Annotated in this window: 22 protein-coding genes; 14 read left to right on the top strand and 8 right to left on the bottom strand. The window is 62.5% G+C overall.

The genetic code is table 11. The annotated features are described in order from the left end of the window. Positions 1 to 65 precede the first annotated feature (65 nt). The 3 genes from purQ to purC are packed head-to-tail and all read right to left on the bottom strand — an operon-like array spanning position 66 to position 1754. A complete protein-coding gene (purQ, locus tag ABAC460_RS40820; protein ID WP_023454566.1) occupies positions 66 to 737 on the bottom strand; it encodes a phosphoribosylformylglycinamidine synthase subunit PurQ in 672 nt (223 codons plus the stop codon). A gap of 4 nt (positions 738 to 741) precedes the next feature. After that, entirely contained in the window at positions 742 to 981 is a 240-nt protein-coding gene (purS, locus tag ABAC460_RS40815; RefSeq protein ID WP_031237123.1) for a phosphoribosylformylglycinamidine synthase subunit PurS, read from the bottom strand. A 14-nt stretch (positions 982 to 995) separates the two neighbouring features. After that, positions 996 to 1754 (bottom strand): phosphoribosylaminoimidazolesuccinocarboxamide synthase, encoded by a 759-nt coding sequence (gene purC / locus ABAC460_RS40810; RefSeq protein ID WP_023454564.1) that lies wholly within the window; start codon positions 1752 to 1754, stop codon positions 996 to 998. Positions 1755 to 1945: 191 nt separating this feature from the next. On the opposite strand from purC, the gene ABAC460_RS40805 reads away from it, so the two are divergent. From ABAC460_RS40805 to ABAC460_RS40790, 4 genes are all read left to right on the top strand, one after another. Further along, positions 1946 to 2257, top strand: a complete 312-nt coding sequence (locus tag ABAC460_RS40805; protein ID WP_023454563.1) for an ATPase inhibitor subunit zeta — start codon at positions 1946 to 1948, stop codon at positions 2255 to 2257. 15 nt (positions 2258 to 2272) lie between these two features. Further along, positions 2273 to 2866: a hypothetical protein gene (locus ABAC460_RS40800; protein ID WP_023454562.1), complete on the top strand. Its 594-nt coding sequence runs from the start codon at positions 2273 to 2275 to the stop codon at positions 2864 to 2866. Beyond that, entirely contained in the window at positions 2867 to 3607 is a 741-nt protein-coding gene (locus ABAC460_RS40795) for a transglycosylase SLT domain-containing protein (protein ID WP_023454561.1), read from the top strand. A 215-nt stretch (positions 3608 to 3822) separates the two neighbouring features. Further along, on the top strand, positions 3823 to 4851 hold the full coding sequence (locus ABAC460_RS40790; protein WP_023454560.1) for a hypothetical protein: 1029 nt from the start codon (positions 3823 to 3825) through the stop codon (positions 4849 to 4851). A gap of 146 nt (positions 4852 to 4997) precedes the next feature. Here the strand turns inward: ABAC460_RS40790 and ABAC460_RS40785 are convergent, their stop codons facing one another. Then, the gene (locus tag ABAC460_RS40785; RefSeq protein ID WP_023454559.1) at positions 4998 to 5675 is read right to left on the bottom strand and encodes a 2OG-Fe(II) oxygenase family protein; all 678 of its coding nucleotides are present in this window, start codon (positions 5673 to 5675) and stop codon (positions 4998 to 5000) included. Between the two features lie 5 nt (positions 5676 to 5680). Beyond that, positions 5681 to 6982: an adenylosuccinate lyase gene (gene purB / locus ABAC460_RS40780; RefSeq protein ID WP_023454558.1), complete on the bottom strand. Its 1302-nt coding sequence runs from the start codon at positions 6980 to 6982 to the stop codon at positions 5681 to 5683. A 211-nt stretch (positions 6983 to 7193) separates the two neighbouring features. Between purB and ABAC460_RS40775 the strand changes: the two genes are divergently transcribed. From ABAC460_RS40775 to ABAC460_RS40760, 4 genes are all read left to right on the top strand, one after another. After that, entirely contained in the window at positions 7194 to 8435 is a 1242-nt protein-coding gene (locus ABAC460_RS40775) for a peptidoglycan-binding domain-containing protein (RefSeq protein ID WP_023454557.1), read from the top strand. A gap of 225 nt (positions 8436 to 8660) precedes the next feature. Continuing rightward, positions 8661 to 11468, top strand: coding sequence for a beta-galactosidase GalA (gene galA, locus ABAC460_RS40770; RefSeq protein ID WP_023454556.1), 2808 nt, complete (start codon positions 8661 to 8663; stop codon positions 11466 to 11468). A gap of 56 nt (positions 11469 to 11524) precedes the next feature. Beyond that, the gene (locus tag ABAC460_RS40765; protein ID WP_023454555.1) at positions 11525 to 11815 is read left to right on the top strand and encodes a putative quinol monooxygenase; all 291 of its coding nucleotides are present in this window, start codon (positions 11525 to 11527) and stop codon (positions 11813 to 11815) included. A 12-nt stretch (positions 11816 to 11827) separates the two neighbouring features. Next, on the top strand, positions 11828 to 12115 hold the full coding sequence (locus ABAC460_RS40760; RefSeq protein ID WP_023454554.1) for a Dabb family protein: 288 nt from the start codon (positions 11828 to 11830) through the stop codon (positions 12113 to 12115). 194 nt (positions 12116 to 12309) lie between these two features. On the opposite strand, the gene radC is transcribed toward ABAC460_RS40760, so the two are convergent. Beyond that, positions 12310 to 13041, bottom strand: a complete 732-nt coding sequence (radC, locus tag ABAC460_RS40755; RefSeq protein ID WP_031237120.1) for a RadC family protein — start codon at positions 13039 to 13041, stop codon at positions 12310 to 12312. Positions 13042 to 13214: 173 nt separating this feature from the next. On the opposite strand from radC, the gene ABAC460_RS40750 reads away from it, so the two are divergent. Then, positions 13215 to 13673 (top strand): hypothetical protein, encoded by a 459-nt coding sequence (locus tag ABAC460_RS40750; RefSeq protein WP_023454552.1) that lies wholly within the window; start codon positions 13215 to 13217, stop codon positions 13671 to 13673. Here the strand turns inward: ABAC460_RS40750 and map are convergent. Together map and ABAC460_RS49875 are read right to left on the bottom strand one after the other, a co-directional pair. Further along, on the bottom strand, positions 13624 to 14442 hold the full coding sequence (gene map, locus ABAC460_RS40745) for a type I methionyl aminopeptidase (RefSeq protein ID WP_023454551.1): 819 nt from the start codon (positions 14440 to 14442) through the stop codon (positions 13624 to 13626). The genes ABAC460_RS40750 and map overlap by 50 nt on opposite strands. A 32-nt stretch (positions 14443 to 14474) precedes the next feature. Beyond that, on the bottom strand, positions 14475 to 14651 hold the full coding sequence (locus ABAC460_RS49875; protein WP_023454550.1) for a hypothetical protein: 177 nt from the start codon (positions 14649 to 14651) through the stop codon (positions 14475 to 14477). Between the two features lie 178 nt (positions 14652 to 14829). Here ABAC460_RS49875 and ABAC460_RS40740 point away from each other — a divergent pair, with 178 nt between their 5' ends. The 5 genes from ABAC460_RS40740 to ABAC460_RS48485 all read left to right on the top strand — a co-directional run bounded on the left by ABAC460_RS40740 (position 14830) and on the right by ABAC460_RS48485 (position 18023). Beyond that, positions 14830 to 15687 (top strand): division plane positioning ATPase MipZ, encoded by an 858-nt coding sequence (locus ABAC460_RS40740; RefSeq protein ID WP_023454549.1) that lies wholly within the window; start codon positions 14830 to 14832, stop codon positions 15685 to 15687. A 3-nt stretch (positions 15688 to 15690) separates the two neighbouring features. Further along, the gene (locus tag ABAC460_RS40735) at positions 15691 to 16149 is read left to right on the top strand and encodes a J domain-containing protein (RefSeq protein ID WP_023454548.1); all 459 of its coding nucleotides are present in this window, start codon (positions 15691 to 15693) and stop codon (positions 16147 to 16149) included. Between the two features lie 199 nt (positions 16150 to 16348). Then, positions 16349 to 16963: a TetR/AcrR family transcriptional regulator gene (locus ABAC460_RS40730; RefSeq protein ID WP_023454547.1), complete on the top strand. Its 615-nt coding sequence runs from the start codon at positions 16349 to 16351 to the stop codon at positions 16961 to 16963. Positions 16964 to 16985: 22 nt separating this feature from the next. Then, complete coding sequence (locus tag ABAC460_RS40725) at positions 16986 to 17384, top strand: DUF1761 domain-containing protein (protein ID WP_023454546.1); 399 nt, start codon at positions 16986 to 16988, stop codon at positions 17382 to 17384. A 69-nt stretch (positions 17385 to 17453) separates the two neighbouring features. Beyond that, the gene (locus tag ABAC460_RS48485) at positions 17454 to 18023 is read left to right on the top strand and encodes a hypothetical protein (protein WP_023454545.1); all 570 of its coding nucleotides are present in this window, start codon (positions 17454 to 17456) and stop codon (positions 18021 to 18023) included. The last annotated feature ends 85 nt before the right edge of the window (positions 18024 to 18108 follow it).

The following is an 18108-nucleotide window of genomic DNA, read 5'->3' as shown; positions in this document are numbered from 1 at the left end:
AGGCATACAGGCACCGCCCGGCGGGAATGTCAATCCAGGCGTTCGGCCGGCCCTCAGACCAACCGTCAAGCCGCCTGGGCGGCGCGAACGAGACTCTTGAACATCGGGGCGCCGTCGGCCGAGCCAAGCGCTTCCTCGAAGGCGCGGTCGGGGTGAGGCATCATGCCCAGCACATTGCCGGCCTTGTTGATGATGCCGGCGATGTTGTTCATCGACCCGTTGGGGTTCTCAACATAACGGAAAACGACCTGGTCGTTGTCCTCGATCGACTTCAACGTCTCGGCGTCGGCGAAGAAATTGCCGTCGCCATTCCCCTGTGTCATCCACACAGTCTGCTTGTTGCCATAGGCGCTGGTAAAGCGCGTTGTGCGGTTCTCAATCGTCAGTTCGATCGGCTTGCAGACATATTTAAGGCCGGAATTGCGCAGCAGGGCGCCCGGCAGCAGGCCCGACTCACACAGGATCTGGAAACCGTTGCAGATCCCCAACACCGACACGCCACGCTCGGCTTCGCGCTTGACCGCCGCCATAACCGGCGACTGCGACGCCATGGCGCCACAGCGCAGGTAGTCGCCATACGAGAAACCGCCGGGGATGACGATCAGGTCCAGGCCCGACGGAAGCTCCGTCTCCTGGTGCCACACCATCTCGACCTTGCCATTGACGGAGGTCTCGACGGCAGTCTTGCAGTCGCGGTCGCAGTTGGAGCCGGGGAAGACGAGGACGGCGGCTTTCATGGTCTTAGGCCACCTCGACCTTGTAGGATTCGATGACCGTGTTGGCCAAAAGCTTCTCGCACATGGCCTTCAGCTCGCCCTTGGCCGCTTCCGGATCGGAACCGTCCAGGTCGAACTCCAGCAGCTTGCCGACGCGGACATTGGCGACGCCGTCCCAGCCGAGCCCATGCAGGGCGCCTTCGACGGCCTTGCCCTGGACGTCCAGCACACCGGGTTTCAAGAAAACGTGGACCTTTGCTTTCAAGGTTGGGGCCTTCATTACTGCATTCCGCCTTCGATGACCTTGGGCATGTCGCCCATGATGCCGAGCCGCTTGGCGACTTCGGTGTAGGATTCGATCACATTGCCCATGTCGCGGCGGAAGCGGTCCTTGTCCAGCTTCTCATTGGTCGCCGCGTCCCACAGGCGGCACGAATCCGGGCTGATCTCGTCAGCCAGGATAACGCGCGAAAAGTCGCCTTCGAACAGGCGGCCGTATTCGATCTTGAAGTCGACCAGTGTGATGCCGACGGCGGCGAACATGCCGCTCAGGAAGTCGTTGACGCGCAGCGTGGTCGCCAGGATGTCGTCGATCTCCTGGGTATTGGCCCAGTTGAACGCCGTCACGTGCTCTTCGGTGACCATCGGGTCTTCCAGGGCATCGTTCTTGTAATAGAATTCGATGATCGAGCGCGGCAGCTGCTGGCCCTCGGGCAGGCCGAAGCGCTTGGCCATGGAGCCGGCCACCACGTTGCGGCAGACGACTTCCAGCGGGATGATCTCGACTTCGCGGATCAGTTGCTCGCGCAGGTTCAGCCGCTTGATGAAGTGGTTCTGCACCCCGATATTGGTCAGCTTCGTCATGACGAATTCGGAGATGCGGTTGTTGATGACGCCCTTGCCTTCCAGGACGGCCTTTTTCTGGGCGTTGAACGCCGTGGCGTCGTCCTTGAAATACTGGATCAGCGTGCCGGGCTCGGGGCCTTCATACAGAATCTTGGCCTTGCCTTCGTAGATTTTCTTGCGGCGGGTGGTCATTGGACCGTCTCCAAAAGAGGGAGGGGCCGAAAACGAGTCGGAATATTGAACTCTTTATCGGGATTGCATCTTAGGGGATGCGCGTTGGCGCCGCAAATAAACAAAAACTTTTGCTGTGTAAACGCCGGTTCTTGTTGCGCGCGCGAATAAGCGGATTTACAACATTGGCCTGCCTGAAAGGTGCTGTTCACATGTCGCATTCCGAGCCTATCCCCGAAGCCGCTTCTGCCGGGGACGCCGCCGAACGTAAGGCGGCCTCGGGTCGCAACCGCGCCATCGCCGTGTGGGCCGCCGCACGGATGGACCTCAATCCTCAGTCCACGGAACTGTATGCCCAGGCGGTGGAGAACTTCCATTCCGAGCGCCCGACCGAGGAAGACGTGATTCGCAAGATCTACGGCGACCTGATAGCGTCCAACATCCAGGTGCGCGAAAGCGAAGTGCGCACCCGGGCGGCGGAATTCCTGGCCCAGGCGCGGGAAGCCGTCAAAAACGGGAACTAGCTGTCGGGGGGACCGATGCTCGAACAGATAGCCGAACGCGAAGAGCGCCGCAGCGAGCGCGAGACCCGGATACGGTACGGACTGGTTGCGGTGCTTCTGCTGGCCGTAACCGGGTTTGTCGGGTGGTCTGCGCTGGAAGCTCTGGGCTGGTGGCGTGTGCCGCTCTTCGTCCTTGGCTACGGCGCGTGCGCCGCAGTCCTGGTCTGGTGGTATCGCACCCGGGACGATAAACTGCGAAACATCGTTTCCGACAACGTGTTTTTGGCCCTGCTGGCCACGATCTGGGGGCCGGGCGCCTGGAGAGGCGCCGTCCTCATTGGTCCGTGGCACAGTCTGGCCATCGCCGGACTGACCCTGACCTTGTGGCTGGGTCTTTGGGCGAAGTCCAGATCCTGGGGCGCATTGGGCCTCCTGCCCGGGGCTGCCGTTCTGGCTGTGACCGGGTATATTTGCGCCGGCCTTCTGACCGGTCACACGATCTTCGCCGAACTGATGCACCCTGTCATGGCCGGGTTGCTGTGCGTCTTTTCACTTGCGGCCTATGGATTCTTTGCGTTCCGGATATGGTTTGCTAAAAGCCGGGCTACGGACAAACTACAGGAGAGTTGAATGCGCCTTCATCATCTGGCCGGCGTCATCGCCGGTGTCGCTCTCCTGACGCTGGCGGGCTGCGCCACCGTTCCGTCCGATGATGGCGGGAACAGCGGCCTGCCGGAACAACCCATCGATGCGCCGCCGCCGCCGCCGCCTTCGGACACCAACACCACCGAAGAACCGGCGCCACCGCCACCTCCGCCGCCTCCGCCGCCGGAACTGCTGGTCTCGGGCCTGCCCTGGGAAATCAACCATGCCGAACGGGGAGCGTGGTCGGTCGAACTCCGTAAACAGGTCCGTGCCAACCTGGCCTCATTCGACAAGGCGACCGACTGGGCCGATTTCTGCCCCGCGTGGTCGGGCCTGAACGAGGACAACAAGGTCGAGGTGGTCTCGACCCTGGCCGTGGCGATCGCCAAATACGAAAGCAACTACAATCCGCACACCATCTACCATGAGCCGGCGCCGCTGAATGTCGACTCGGTCGGCCTGTACCAGCTTTCCTACGAGGACGGCTTTACCTGGTGCACCCTGGACCGCGCCAACAAGTCGCTGGAAGACCCCGTCAACAACATCCGCTGCGCCGTGCCGAAAATGGCGAAGCTGATCGCCAAGGACAAGGTTGTGACGGCCGGATCGACCGGCGCCAATGCCATGGGCCTGGCGCGCTACTGGTCGGTGGTGCGCCTGGGATCGACGCACAAGCTGACGGAAATCCGCGCCGCCACCCGCGCCGTGGGCGCCTGCCGGGTGTGATCCCTCAATCACGGGATAGACCGCCCTCAGCAGTATCAATAGACCTTGTTTGGCCAGGAACTGATATTCGGCCAAAGCCCCCCTGCGGCCGGATAAAGACGGAAGGCGTTCCCCTATGGCGCCTTCCGTCGCTCTTTTTTGAGCAGCTCCCTTAATCGAGGGATAGCAAGGTTACGCGGCCCGGATTTAGATGACCCATCCACGGAGCGCGCGTCATGAAATCTGCGATCATCCTTTCGGTCCTGGCCTGTCTGGCCGCCGGCGCCGCCCACGCCGGCAACTGCCCGGGCGAAGAGACCAACTCGCCGCAGCTTCCCGCCATCACCCGGGTCGAACTCGAAAACCCGGCGGTGCCGAACAAGCCCCACCCGGCCATGCCGTCCGCCAACATCGACCGGCGCAGCTTCGTCGGCGCCTCGGTGCGCGACGGTAAGCTGGGCCTGATCCTGACCCTAGCCGCACCGGTTGCGGCGGGATGTCAGGTCGCCCTCGAGATCACTGACCTTAACACCACCCTGAACCAGATCATCCAGGGCCAGGGCTACACGCTGACCAATGTCGTTTTCGACCGCCTTGATCCCCTCTACCGCAACGGCCTTATCGCCGTTGGCAACGGCAGCAATGTCCTGCGCGCCCAGGTTCCGGTCCGGCCTCGGGTCACCGACGCCCGCGTCTTTACGCCGGAAGTCCGCCTGATGACGACGCGCGTCGGCCAGAACCCGACCGCCGCTCTGCCATTCACCTTCGAAGTCCGGCCGTTCGAAATCGTCAGCTTCGCCCCCGTCCGCACGCAGGGCGGCCCGGGCTCGCGCATCGAAATGTTCGCAACCCTGAACGAAATGCCCGTCGAAGGCGCCGTCAGCCTGACGTACAAGACCTCGAATACGACGGCCGGGCTGATCGACCCTGTGACGAACGCCGTGGCGCCACGCGCCGAAGTTTCGACCCTGGTCGATGAGGGGGAACTGCCGCCGCGCGATCGTACGGTCTTCGTCGCGGCGGCCCGGCCCCTGGCCGACAGCAACTCCATGCTGGTCCCAGCCACCACTCAGGTCACCGTGCAACTGCGCGCGAGCAGCAGCAGTGGCGCCGTAACCTCCTCAGCCCGAACCGCGTCCCTGACCATCGACGACGTCAAGGTTCAGAAGCTGGCCGTCCTGACCCCCAAGGTGGTGGTGACGCCGCCGCCGGCCAGGGACCTGCCGACCCTGCCGGGTGTCACGACCAAAAAGACGGGTAACTGACTTATACCAACGGCAGTTAGGCTTGACCTTTCTTTGCCCACCCCGTTTACGGGGTAAGCGCAGCGAAAGTATAGCTTTCGCCAGCGCATGGCGCGAAGCGCCGGGCGGGGCTCTTTCTTAAGAGCCCAAATCACCCGTCATTGGTATTAAGCGAACCGGCCCGTCACCGAAAACCGCGGGCCGCCGGCATACGGCGCGACCGACGCCACCGATCGCGGCTGGTCGCCGGCAAACAGCGCCAGATCGTTCAGACGCGGCATGATCCCGCCTTCGATATCGCCCGACGGCGAGTGGAACAGCATCTGGCCGCCCCAGTCGCTGCGCCAGTCCTGTGTAAAGCTCCATTCGAAGCACAGCCGCGCCGCGGTATCGGTATGCCGCGTCAGGAAGTCGCCCGGCCGGTAACACACGGCGCTCAAAGCGATCAGATCCAGCCCCGACAACCCGGTCAGGCTCTCGCAAAATCGCGCGAAGGCCGGCGACTTGATCATATCGGCCAGCGGCTGCAACGCGTGACCTTCCTGCGTCCCCATCAGGTCATAACCCAGCCGCAGCCACGACAGCCCGGTCTGGGCGCGTTCGGCGGCTTCGGTCAGCCGGTTCTGGATATCGCTTTCGGGCAGGGTGGCCAGTTCGCGGCGGTTGATGACCTCCGGCCCATTGCCGCCGACCAGGTGCAGTTCCCACGGCGTCTGCTGTTCCAGGCCGTGATGAACCGCGAGGGCATCCTCATCCAGCAGCGCGCCTTCCAACCGGATCCGGCCCTTGGAGGCAAACCGGCTCAGGTAACCGGTGGTGTCGAACTGGGTATTGGGGACGTACACCGGGCCTATCCGAACACGCGGGCGAAGATCGTGTCGACGTGCTTGGTGTGGTAGTCGAGGCTGAAGAACGGCTCCAACTCCTCGCGGGTGAAAAACTTCGACACATCCTCATCGGCGGCCAGGAAGTCGAGGAAATTGCCTTCGCCGCGCCATACCTTCATGGCGTTGCGCTGGACGGCCGAGTACGAATCCTCGCGCGACATGCCCTTCTGCGTCAGGGCCAGCAGCACACGCTGCGAATGGACCAGCCCGCCGAGGCGGTCGATATTCTTCTGCATGTTCTCCGGATAGACCAGCAGGTTCTCGATGACATTGGCCATGCGGCGCAGGGCGAAGTCCAGGTGCACGCAGGCGTCCGGCGCGATGCCGCGCTCGACCGACGAATGGCTGATATCGCGCTCATGCCACAGGGCGACGTTCTCCATCGCCGGCACCACCGCCGATCGCACCAGACGCGCCAGGCCGGTCAGGTTCTCGGTCAGGATCGGGTTGCGCTTGTGCGGCATGGCCGAGCTGCCCTTCTGGCCGGGCGAGAAATACTCTTCCGCTTCCAGCACTTCGGTGCGCTGCAGGTGGCGGATCTCGACGGCCAGGCGCTCGATCGACGAGGCGACGATCCCCAGGGCGGCAAAGAAGGCGGCATGGCGGTCGCGCGGGATGACCTGGGTCGAGACCGGCTCGACGCTGAGGCCCATCTTGTCGGCGACATAGGCTTCGACCTCGGGCGAGACATTGGCGAAGGTGCCGACGGCGCCCGAAATGGCGCAGGTCGAAATCTCTTCACGTGCGGTCACCAACCGGGCGCGGGCGCGGACGAACTCGGCATAATAACCCGCCAGCTTCAGGCCAAAGGTTACCGGCTCGGCGTGGATGCCATGCGAACGGCCCACCGTCGGCGTGAACTTGTGCTCAAGCGCCCGGCGCTTCAAACCGGCCAGTACCAGGTCGACGCCTTCGATCAAGAGGTCGGCGGAACGTTGCAATTGCACGGCAAAACAGGTGTCCAGCACGTCCGACGACGTCATGCCCTGGTGCAGGAAGCGCGCTTCGGGGCCGACGATTTCCGACACGTGGGTCAGGAAGGCGATGACGTCATGCTTGACGGTACGTTCGATCTCATCGATGCGCTCGGCGTCGAATTGCGCATCCTGGCCCTTTTCCCACAGGGTTTGTGCGGCCTCGGCGGGAATGACGCCCAGTTCGGCCATCTTGGTGGCGGCATGGGCTTCGATCTCGAACCAGATCCGGTATTTGGTCGCGGCGTCCCAGATGGCGGCGGCGTCCTTGCGGGCATAGCGGGAGATCATGACGGAACCTTGTGTTGACGGAATTTTGCGGCGTGATGGGCGCAGGTACGCCGGGTGTCAAGTCCCGATTGGTTGCAGGTGCGAAACCGCGACGCTCACAATCTGGTTAATTTACGCTTTGTGGGTGTGAAGGCTTGGCGAGGTGGTTTAGAAAAGGTTAATTTTGCGGGCTAGTCTATAAGTCTAATTGGTCGTTTGAGGGTTGTTCGTCGTGTCCAAGCTTTTCCTGAAATCCGGTGTCGCCATTATTGCCTTATCTGCGCTGGCCTTGGCCGGGTCGGCCTCGGCGTTCGGCAGCAAGCCGGCGGTCAAGCCCGTCACCACCGGCTTTACCGAATCATCCCACTATACCGCCGAACAGACCGTCGCGATCGTTCAGTCCGGTAGCCCCGGACCGGCTATACCGAACGGCGAAGTGGTCGCGTTTGAGGGCGGTGAGGGTGGGGCGGCCTGGCAGGCCGTGCCGGAAGAACTGCGCAAATATGCCCGCCCGGGCCAGTGTTTCGCGCGGCTGCTGGTGGCGCCGGAGTTCGAAACCTACAAGGACAAGGTCCTGGTCGCCGAAGCGCGTACCGAAACCCGCACGGTCCCCGAAGTGACTCAGTGGGCTGAACGCGACGTCCTGGTGACCCCGGAAAAGGTCATGCGCCGCGTTATCCCGGGCACCACGCGCCAGGTCGTCGAAACCGAAGTGGTCACGCCCGCCGGCTTCCGCGAAGAGGTCATTCCCGCCCGTTACGAAACCCGCGTCGAACGCGTCATGGTCCAGCCGGAACGCCAGGTCTGGGTCGAAAAGAAGGGCATCCCGACCGGCGCCGCCCTGGTCACCCCGGTGACCCACGAAGCCGTGCGCTACCGCGCCGACGGCACGCTGAGCTGGCCGGGCAAGTATCCGGTCGTCGTGCCGGCCGACAACGCCACCGCGGAATACCTGCAACAAGGCAGCGCCCAGACCGTCCTGTGCCTGGAAGTCCTGCCGGCGGTGTTCGAAGACCGCAAGGTCCAGGTCCTGGTCCAGCCCGAGCAGGTCCGCCGCATCGAGGTCCCGGCCGTGACCCGCAAGGTCAAGCGCAACGTTGTCGACACGCCCGAGCGTGAAGAGGAATACGTCGTCCCGGCCACCTACAAGAAGACCAAGGTCAAGGAAGTCGTTACCCCGGCCCGTACCGAAACCATCGAGATCCCTGCCGTCTATCGCGACGAAGTCCGCAACCGTGTCACTGAAGGCGCCCAGCCGGTATGGCGCGAGGTTCTGTGCGACAAGAACGCTTCGCCGGCTCTGGTCTCCGACATCCAGCGCGAGCTGAACAAGCGCGGCTACAACGCCGGTCCGGTCGACGGTCGTCTGGGTTCGGGCACGGTTTCGGCCATGCAGAAGTTCCAGGCCGACCAGGGCCTGCCGCAAGGCCAGCTCTCGGTCGAGTCGGTGCGTGCTCTCGGCATCAAGCTGTAAGTTTTTGAAAATACAATAAAAATGCATCCCTCCCCGTTATACGGGGAGGTGGATCATTTGCTGGAAGCAAATGAGACGGTGGGGGATTGGGCCCGCTGTCATCGAGTCAAACAGCGATCCCACGCTGAAGGTAAATAATATTACAAATTATCGCGAAACGGCGGATTTTGGCTTCAAAGTCCGCCGTTTTCATGCCTAGTCTCCGGCAAAACGAGGGAGACCAGGATGAACCGACGGGAACTTTTCAAAACGGCCTGTGCTGCGGCTTTTGTCGCCGGACTGCCGGCGGCGGCGGACGCCACCACCATGCCGTTTCCCTCCCAGCGGAAACAACTGTTGTGCAATGACGGCTGGCGCTTCCACGAAGGCGACCTCGCCATGCCGGTCCTGATCGGCCACGACGAAACCTACAACGCCGCCAAGGCCGGCAACGCCCTGGGCGCCGCGTCGCCATCCTATGACGACAGCGACTGGGCCGAGGTCCAGCTCCCGCATGACTTCGCCAGCTTCCAGCCGATCGAGCAGGGCGCCAATGTCGACCAGGGCTATCGCCGCCGCGGCATTGCCTGGTACCGCAACAACCTGCGCTTTGAGGAGAACGACCGCGGCCAGCATATTGAGCTGCAGTTGGAAGGCGTCGCCACCCACGCCACCGTCTGGTTCAACGGCACCCTGGTGGCGCGCAACTGGTCGGGCTACGCCTCGGCCTATATCGATATCACCCCCTATGTCACCTATGGCGAGGCCTTCAACTCCCTGGTCGTGCGGGTGGATGCCCGCGAGATGGAGGGCTGGTGGTACGAAGGCGGCGGCATCTATCGCGACATCTGGATCGTCAAACGCAACCCGGTCCATATCGTCACTGACGGCGTGTTTGCCCATCCGGTGCAGGGCGGCGATAAGTGGGTCGTTCCGATAGAGGTGACGGTCTATAACTCCGGCAAGCAGGTCGAAACCGTACACGTTGCCAGTGACATATGGGACGACAGCGGTATTGGCGGCAGAGAGTTTGGTAACAGTCAGACAATTACTGTGCCCCCCCTGGAGACGGCAGTCGCGCGCTATACAGTTGACGTTTTCTCTCCGCATTTGTGGAGTATCGAAGACCCGCATCTGTACCAGGTCACGACGACCGTCATGCAAGGCGATCTGGACATTGCGGAATATCAGCACCTTGATGAAGTCATCGTCGATGTCGGCTTCCGCACCCAGCGCTTCGATGCCAAAACCGGCTTCTACCTCAACGACAAGCACGTCAAGCTGAAGGGCGTCTGCCTGCACCAGGACCATGCCGGCGTCGGCACCGCCGTGCCAGACGGCCTCATCGACTTCCGCCTGCGCAAGCTGAAGTCCCTGGGCTGCAACGCCATACGCATGTCGCACAATGCCCAGAACCGCGCCCTTATGGACGCCTGCGACCGCCACGGCTTCCTGGTCATGGCGGAAAACCGCAACTTCAACCCATCCTCCGACTATATGGAGCAGCTCGAATGGCTGGTCTGCCGCGACCGTAACCACCCCAGCATCATCCTGTGGTCGGTGTTCAACGAAGAGCCGATGCAGGGTTCCGAGGCCGGTTACGAAATGGTCCGGCGCATGTCGGCAGCCGTCAAACGCTTGGACACCTCCCGTTCGGTGACGGCCGCCATGAACGGCGGCCTGTTCACCCCGCTGAACGTGTCGCATGCCGTCGACGTCGTCGGCATCAACTACCAGCAGGACCAGTACGATCCCTTCCACGCCGCCTATCCGGACAAGCCCCTGACCTCGTCGGAAGACGCCTCGGCCTTCATGACGCGCGGCGAGTTCGTCACTGACAAGGACAAACATATCCTGGCCGGCTATGACGACGAGGCCGCGCCCTGGGGCGCCACTCACCGCGCAGCCTGGAAGCGAATCGCCCAGCGTGACTTCGTCGCCGGCGGCTTTGTCTGGACCGGTTTCGACTATCACGGCGAGCCCACGCCGCACACCTGGCCGACCAACTCCTCCTTCTTCGGCATTTTCGACCTGTGCGGCTTCGACAAGCCGGCGGTGCATATCCACCGCGCCCAATGGATCGACGATAAACCGACGCTTGGCCTGGAACCGCACTGGAACTGGACGGCGGGTCAGAGGGTCCGCGTCATGGCCTGCACCAATGCCGAGGAGGTCGAGCTGTTCGTCAACGGCAAGTCCGCCGGCCGGCAAAAGGGCGACCGGCTGGAGATGAACTACTGGACCGTGCCCTATGCCGCCGGCCATATCGAGGCGCGCGCCTATAACGGCGGCAAGGTGGTCGAAAAAGCCCGCCGCGAAACCACCGGCAAGGCGGTCGCCCTGCGACTGACATCGGAGGGCTCAGGGTATGACGCCCGGCCGCTCACCGTGGCTGCCGTCGACGCCAAGGGCCGCATCGTCCCCGAAGCTGCGGACATGATCCGGTTCGAGGCCGAGGGATGCGCCATTATCGGCCTGGGCAACGGCGATCCGAACTGCCTGGAAGCCGAAAAGGGTGACCGGCGCTCACTGTTCCACGGTCTTGCCCAGGTCATCGTCCGCCAGGAAGTGACAAAGTGGTCGGTCGTGCGTGCCACTGCGCCGGGTCTGAAACCCGCTTCGATCACCCTCGAACCCCATCAGGGCGGAGGTGTGTCCCAGTCGACAGCCCCGACCGTCCAGACCTACGGCAACTGGTTCCGGGCGCCGGACGGCACATCGCCCGACGCGGCCCCCGACTTCGCCACCTGGCAGTGGTTCCGCGCCGGAGAACTGTTCGCGGCGGCGACATCGGACGGTGAGGTCAGGGTGGCGACCAGCCTCAAACCCTTCAAGGCGATTCAGGCGAAGGGCGGTGTCCTCGAATTCCTCGACATCACCGGCGCGGCGGACATCTATGTCGATGGCCAGAAGGCGGGTTCCAAGGACTATGCCGACGCCGGCAAGGTTCGCGTGCCTCTGTCGCCGGGTGACAGCCATACGGTCGTTGTAGCTTTCCGCACCGTCGCCGGTCAGCGCTTCGGGTTCGGCAGGGATGTCCGTGTCCGGTCATAGCTGACACGGTCTGGCAGCGGGCGGGGCGATAACGCGCTGAAACTCAGGAGAACCCTATGTACGGACTTATCGGCAGTTTCAGCGCCCATCCGGGCAAGCGAGACGAACTGATCGGGCTGATGACGGCCAGCGTGGGTGACATGCCCGGCTGCCGCAGCTACGTCGTGGCCAAGGACCCACAGGACCCCGACAAGATCTGGATCACCGAGGTGTGGGACAGCGCCGAACAGCACAAGGCGTCTCTGGCCTTGCCCGAGGTCGCCGAAACCATCAAAAAGGCGATGCCGTTGATTGCGTCCTTCGGACAGCATACGGTAACCGAACCCGTCGGTGGTCACGGACTATAGCAAGGAGAAGCCATGATACGTCACATCGTTCCTTTTCGTTTGAAGCACGCCAAAGGCTCGGCCGAAGAAACCAGCTTCCTGGCGGCTCTGGCGAAACTGGCGGACATTCCGGGCGTGTTGAATTTGCAGGTCCTGCCGCAGATCAGCCCGAAGAACGAGTTCGCCTATGGTGTGTCGATGGAGTTCGCTTCGAACGCGGAGTATCAGGCGTATAATGACCATCCGGACCATGTCGCCTTCGTCCAGGGCCGCTGGCTGCCCGAAGTCGCCGCCTTCATGGAGATCGACTTTACCTTCTAAGTGCACACCCCTGCCTTCGCGAACACGGACTTCACAGTCGGAGCCGCCTCTCTTTTCTTGCTCCTCCCCGCTTGTCGGGGAGGGGGACCGCTCGAGTGAGTGGAGGTCTGAGGCCATCGGCCGATGACCGAAGCGAATGAGGTGCGGTGGTGGGGTTTCTTACTTCGCTTGCCACCGCTCTGGCAGCAATCGAATCACATCAACCTCTGCTGGCTCATGCTGAGCACACCTTCACGGCCGACGATCAGGTGATCATGCACCTTGATCTTCAACGGTTCACCGGCTTTGACGATCTGCCGGGTCATATCGATGTCGCCAGGACTGGCGCTGGGATCGCCGGACGGATGATTATGTACCAAAATCAGATGGCTGGCTGACAACTCCAAAGCCCTTCGCATGATCTCTCGCGGATAGGCCGGCGCATGATCGACCGTCCCGTACCCCATGATCTCATCGGCAATGAGCTGATACTTCTTGTCGAGAAACAACACCCGGAACTGCTCGCGCGGTTCATGCGCCAACGTCACCTGCACATAGGTCATCAGCGCCGACCACGAATCGATCACCGTCGTTCGCTTCAAAGGCTCGGCCACCAGCCGCCGCGTGGCCTCGAACATCAACTGCAGGTCAAGCGCGATATCGGTGGTCACCTTCAATGCCCGCCCCTTGCCATCCAGCACCGACACGGTGACCAACTCCTCCAGCGGCGCCGACAGCACGGCGGGCAGCGACCCGAACCGGCTCAACAACGCCTTGGCCAGAGGTTTCACATCCCGTTGAGGCACCGACCGGAACAGGTACAGCTCCAGCAATTCATAGTCGGGCAGGGCGGACACACCGCCCTTGCGCGCACGGTCGCGTAAACGCTCTCTATGCCCCTTATGATCGGGCAAAACGGGTTCAGGTGCGGCATCGGCAGAGGGCATAAACCGACTATAGCCGTCCGCGCAAAACTGTCCAGCACACGCCCGTTCTTCACGGTTAACCCTATGGATCAAAACTTCCTTCAGTCCGATCTGATAGAGTCGGGTCGTGGGGAAATTCCGTGATTGAAAACGTCTTATTCTGGGATCGATACAGGCTCCTGATGTGGAGAGCCATGCTCTTCGTTCCGGTCCTGTTCATCGCCGGCGCGGCAAGCCTGTATGCCTTTTATGATACCCGGGACAATTATCTGCGGTTACCGGCAAAAGCCATTTATGTCGCGCAACCGGTCTGCGAAGCGCACAAGGACCGGCGCCACAGGCGTGACGAAACCTGGACCATTGACTGCAGCGAGGCGGCACAGACCGACCGCCTGCCCAATACCGACGTCCGTGTCCGTTCGGAAATTCTGTACAGTTTCACGACGCCATCAGGTGAGGCGATACGCGCCCGCAGCCCGTTTTCCGGCGGCATGCCCAATCGGGTGCCCAGTCCGGGCGATACCGTGGTGGTGCTGGTCCACAAGACAAAGCCGGGTGTGTTCCGCTACGGCGGCACGCCAACCTATGAAGACAGGAAACGGTTCAGGAAAGAACTGGCTGCGGCCGGAACTGACCGGTCGCCGACGCCGTGAAAATCTCTACCCCGTCATCGGTGACACCGCAACTGTGCTCGCACTGGGCGGTCAGGGTCTTGTCGCGCGTCACGGCGGTCCAGCCGTCGTTCAGCACCTTCACCTCGGGCCGGCCAAGATTGATCATCGGCTCGACGGTGAAGAACATCCCCTTTTGCAGCTTGGGGCCGGAACCGGCTCGGCCGAAATGCAGGACATTGGGATTGTCATGGAACACCCGGCCCAGCCCGTGGCCGCAGAAGTCGCGCACCACCGAACAGCGCTGAGCCTCGGCGTAACGTTGAATCGCCGCGGCGATATCGCCGAAAGTATTACCCGGCTTGATCTGCTCCAGGCCCAGGCGCAAGGCCTCATAGGTCACATCGACCAGGCGCTTTGCCTTGGAAGGCACATCGCCGACCTCGTACATGCGCGAGGTATCACCATGCCAGCCATCGACGATCGCGGTCACATCGATATTGACGATATCGCCTTCGCGCAGGGTCTTTTCCGACGGAATACCGTGGCAGACGACATGGTTGGGCGAGATACAGACCGTGTGCTGATAGCCGCGGTAAAACACGCAGGCGGGCAGGGCGCCATGATCCATCACGAACTGCCGCGCCAGGTCATCGAGGTACGACGTCTTCACGCCCGGCACAACATAGGGGATCAGCATGTCGAGGCAATCGGCGGCCAGCCGGCCGGCGCGGCGCATGCCGTCGAAATCTTCTTCCGTATGGATGCGGATGGTTTCGGAACGGATGATGTAGTCGGAATCTGTCGTCATGGCGGCAATATAGTCGCCCGCCCCCCGTTTTGCTAGGACATTTCGGAGAGCGATGTCGGCATCATCCAGCCCATGTCGTCGTGACGCAGGCTTTCGCTGACCGTCAGCCCCGGCGCGCAGGCCGGGCATTCGTCCAAAGTCTCCTCGGCACTCATGCCGTGGTCGATGGCGTCCATGATGCAGATGATACGTTCGGCCTGACTGTCCATAAGTCGGTCTCCTTGGGTACTCATAAAATGCCCACCCGAGCAGACTCCAATATAGTCCGATCGCGGAGTGAATGCATTTACCATTTGTTTGCAATGCACCACACTTTGTCGTGACTTGCCCACGGCGCTCTCGCGCTAGCCACTGGCGCACATCGGCGTAAGCGCTTAAGTGAAGGGTATGACGGCGCGGATTCTGACGTTTGGCAATGAAAAGGGCGGGGCAGGCAAGTCCACCGTAGCCATGCACGTGGCCGTCCAGCTGTTGCATCAGGGCCTGCGCGTGGCCTTCATCGACCTCGACCTGCGTCAACGCACCCTGGCACGCTTCTTCTCCAACCGGCTGACCTGGGCCCGTGCCCACGGCGTCGATATCCCCCATGCCGCCGAGCCCTTCCTGGCCGACAAGCCGGCCAGCCTGCTGAACCTGCCCGAAGCCGAAGCGAAAAAGATCTTCGACCGCGCCCTGGACGAAACCGTCCAGACGGCGGACTTCGTCATCATCGACACCCCGGGCGGCGACCATGTCCTGAGCCGCCGCGCCCACGCCGCCGCCCATGTCATCGTTACACCGATGAACGACAGCTTTATCGACTTCGACCTGCTGGGCGAGGTCGATCCGGTGACCCTCGACGTCAAGCGGCCTTCCATCTATGCCGAAACCGTGTGGAATTCGCGCAAGCAGCGGGTGCGCTGGGATGGCCGCTCCATCGACTGGATCGTGCTGCGCAACCGCCTGGCGGCGACCGAAGCCCGTAACCGCAAACGGGTCGATGAGCGCGTCATGGCCCTGGGCAAGCGCGTCGGCTTCCGCGTCCTGGCCGGTCTGCGTGACCGCGTCATCTATCGCGAACTGTTTCCGTTCGGCCTGACGGTCCAGGACCTGTCAACCGAGGTACGGCCGGTGGCCGTGTCCCTGGCCCATGTCTCGGCGCGCCAGGAACTGCGCGCGCTGATGCTGTCCCTGGGGCTCGAAGTCGCCGAAGACAAGGCCGCGGTCGTTCTCGCAGAACCTGTCCTAGTCAAGGCCGGGAGCTAAGGCATGTGGATCGCCCTGGGGCTGGCCATCCTGGCCGCGCTGATCTTCCTGGGACGTCAGGTCCGGCTGGGCAAGGTCCAGTCCGGACCGTGGTTCAAGCAGTTCCGCGTCCTGCGCGGTGTCATGAGCCTGGGCTTCCTGGTTCTGGGTGTTGTCCTGCTGGTGCGGGGTTCGGTATGGGCCGGTTTGTCGTGCCTGGCCACCGCCATCATGTTCAGCTCCACGGTCCGGTTCTCCGCCAACTTTCAAACGCGGCCGCAGCGGCCCGAAGCTGCCGCAGCCTACACGGCGGAACAGATCCAGGCCTACCAGACCCTGGGCCTGGCCATCGGCGCCGATCGTAAGGCGGTTGTCGCGGCGTGGAAGCAACTGATGAAGACCGCTCATCCCGACCAGGGCGGCTCGGCCGACCGCGCCAAGGCGCTCAACGCCGCCCGCGATCTGCTTCTGAAACGCCGCTAGAGCGGAGCAAGTGTAGCTGGAATCTCCCGCCCCGTTTACGGGGAGGGGGGACCGCGAAGCGGTGGGAGGGGCTTTACTGTCAGTGGAATAGCTCCTTCCGTCTCATGGTTTCGATCCTTTCCTTGAGTGATCGTTCAAGTCACGCTTGACAACAAGATTGGTTGAACGCTTAATCAAGATCGCTGTTATGAGGCCTTGCGTGAAAACAGAACTCGACACCCGCACCAAGATTGTACTGGCTGCCATGGATCTCTTCTGGAGCAAAGGCTACAACTCGACCTCGATCGCCGACATATTGAGCCGGACCCAGCTCAACAGCGGCAGTCTCTACCACGCTTTCCCGGGTAAGCAGGACGTGCTGATCGCCGTGCTGGAATCGTACCGCGACGGTCTGTATCCCATGCTGCTTGAACCCGCCTGGGAAGGCGTCGGCGATCCGGTCGACCGCATCTTCGCCTTGCTGGACCGCTATCGCTGGCTGATCGTCGAAACCGAATGCACCTATGGCTGTCCGATCGGCAGCCTGGCCCTGGAACTGCACGAGGCCGACCCGGTGGTGCGCAATCTGCTGGCCGTCAACTTCACCGGCTGGACCAAGGCCATTGAAACCTGCCTCGAAGCCGCCGCCGACCGCCTGCCGGCGGGGCTGGACAAGGCCGCCCTGGCGCAGTTCGTCCTGACTACCATGGAGGGCGGGGTGATGCAGGCGCGCACCCACCTCGACGTGACCTACTTCGACCGCGGCGTCGGCATGCTGCGAGACCACTTCGACATGCTGATGGCGCGTGCCGCCAGAAAGCCTGAAACCGCCTGACTTTCAACTGGGGAGCTAGACTATGCCTGAGATCAATTGGTTGGCGACCGTCGCCGCAGCCATCGCCGCCTTCGGTTTGGGCGGCGTCTGGTATTCACCGCTACTGTTCGGCAAGGCCTGGCAACGCGAAGCCGGCGTCAGCGACGAGGCTATGAAGAACGGCAATATGGGCGTGATTTTCGGCGGGGCTTTTGCCCTGACCCTGCTGGCCTCGGTCGTCTTCGCATTTTTTCTGGGTCCGAAACCGGCCCTGCCGTTCGCTGTCGGGGCAGGGGCCGCCGCCGGTATCGCCTGGGTCGCCGCCGCCTTTGGTATCAACTATCTGTTCGAGCGCAAAAGCCTGACCCTGTTCGCTATCAACGGCGGATATAATGCGCTTTTGTTCACCGTTATCGGCCTGATCCTGGGCCTGTGGCATTAGAGCCTGATGCCAAAAAATGGTCTGCCACTTTTGGGATAAACATGAGGCGGTACAAAAAAGGAGCCGACAATGATCCGACGTATCCTTCTGGCGGCGGCTGCGGCCATCTGCCTGGCCCAGCCCGTGGCGGCCTTCGCCCAGGACGTGCCGGCCAAAGCCATCGGCCGGGCGGCCTTTGCGCCGCTGGAAGCCTGGGCCGGCAAGACCTGGCGCGGCACCGGCAAGGGCCCGGCCGGCGGCGCCCCGATCAACGATGTCCAGCAATGGCAATGGGACCTGGGCGGCCACGCCATCCGCATCACCCATTCGGTCAATAACGGCGCCTATGCCGGTGAGAGCGTGCTGTTCCCGGCGGAAGACGGCAACGGCTATGTCTACACCTATGTGACGACGGGCGGCTTTTATACGACCGGCGTCATCCACCCCGACGGTCCCAATGCCTATGTCGCTGAGGAAACCGTGCATGGCGTTCCGGGCCTGGGCAAGCTGAGGGCGCGGGGCGAGATCGGTGCCGATGGTGTCTACCGCACCCGCTCCAGCATGGAGAAGGACGGCCAGTGGATCGAGGTCGGCGGTTTTGAATATGTCGAAGACGCCACCGCCAAACCGGTCCTGCCCGAGTTACCACCGAAGCAATAAGGGTTTATACCAGCGGCAACTGAGCTTAAACTTTCTTTGCCCACCCCGTTTACGGGGTAAGCGCAGCGAAAGTACAGCTTTCGCC

The sequence above is a fragment of the Asticcacaulis sp. AC460 genome (assembly GCF_000495795.1).
Lineage (GTDB): Bacteria > Pseudomonadota > Alphaproteobacteria > Caulobacterales > Caulobacteraceae > Asticcacaulis.
The sequence above is the reverse complement of the archived record's forward strand: the minus strand, read 5'-3'. Positions and strand labels throughout refer to the sequence as shown.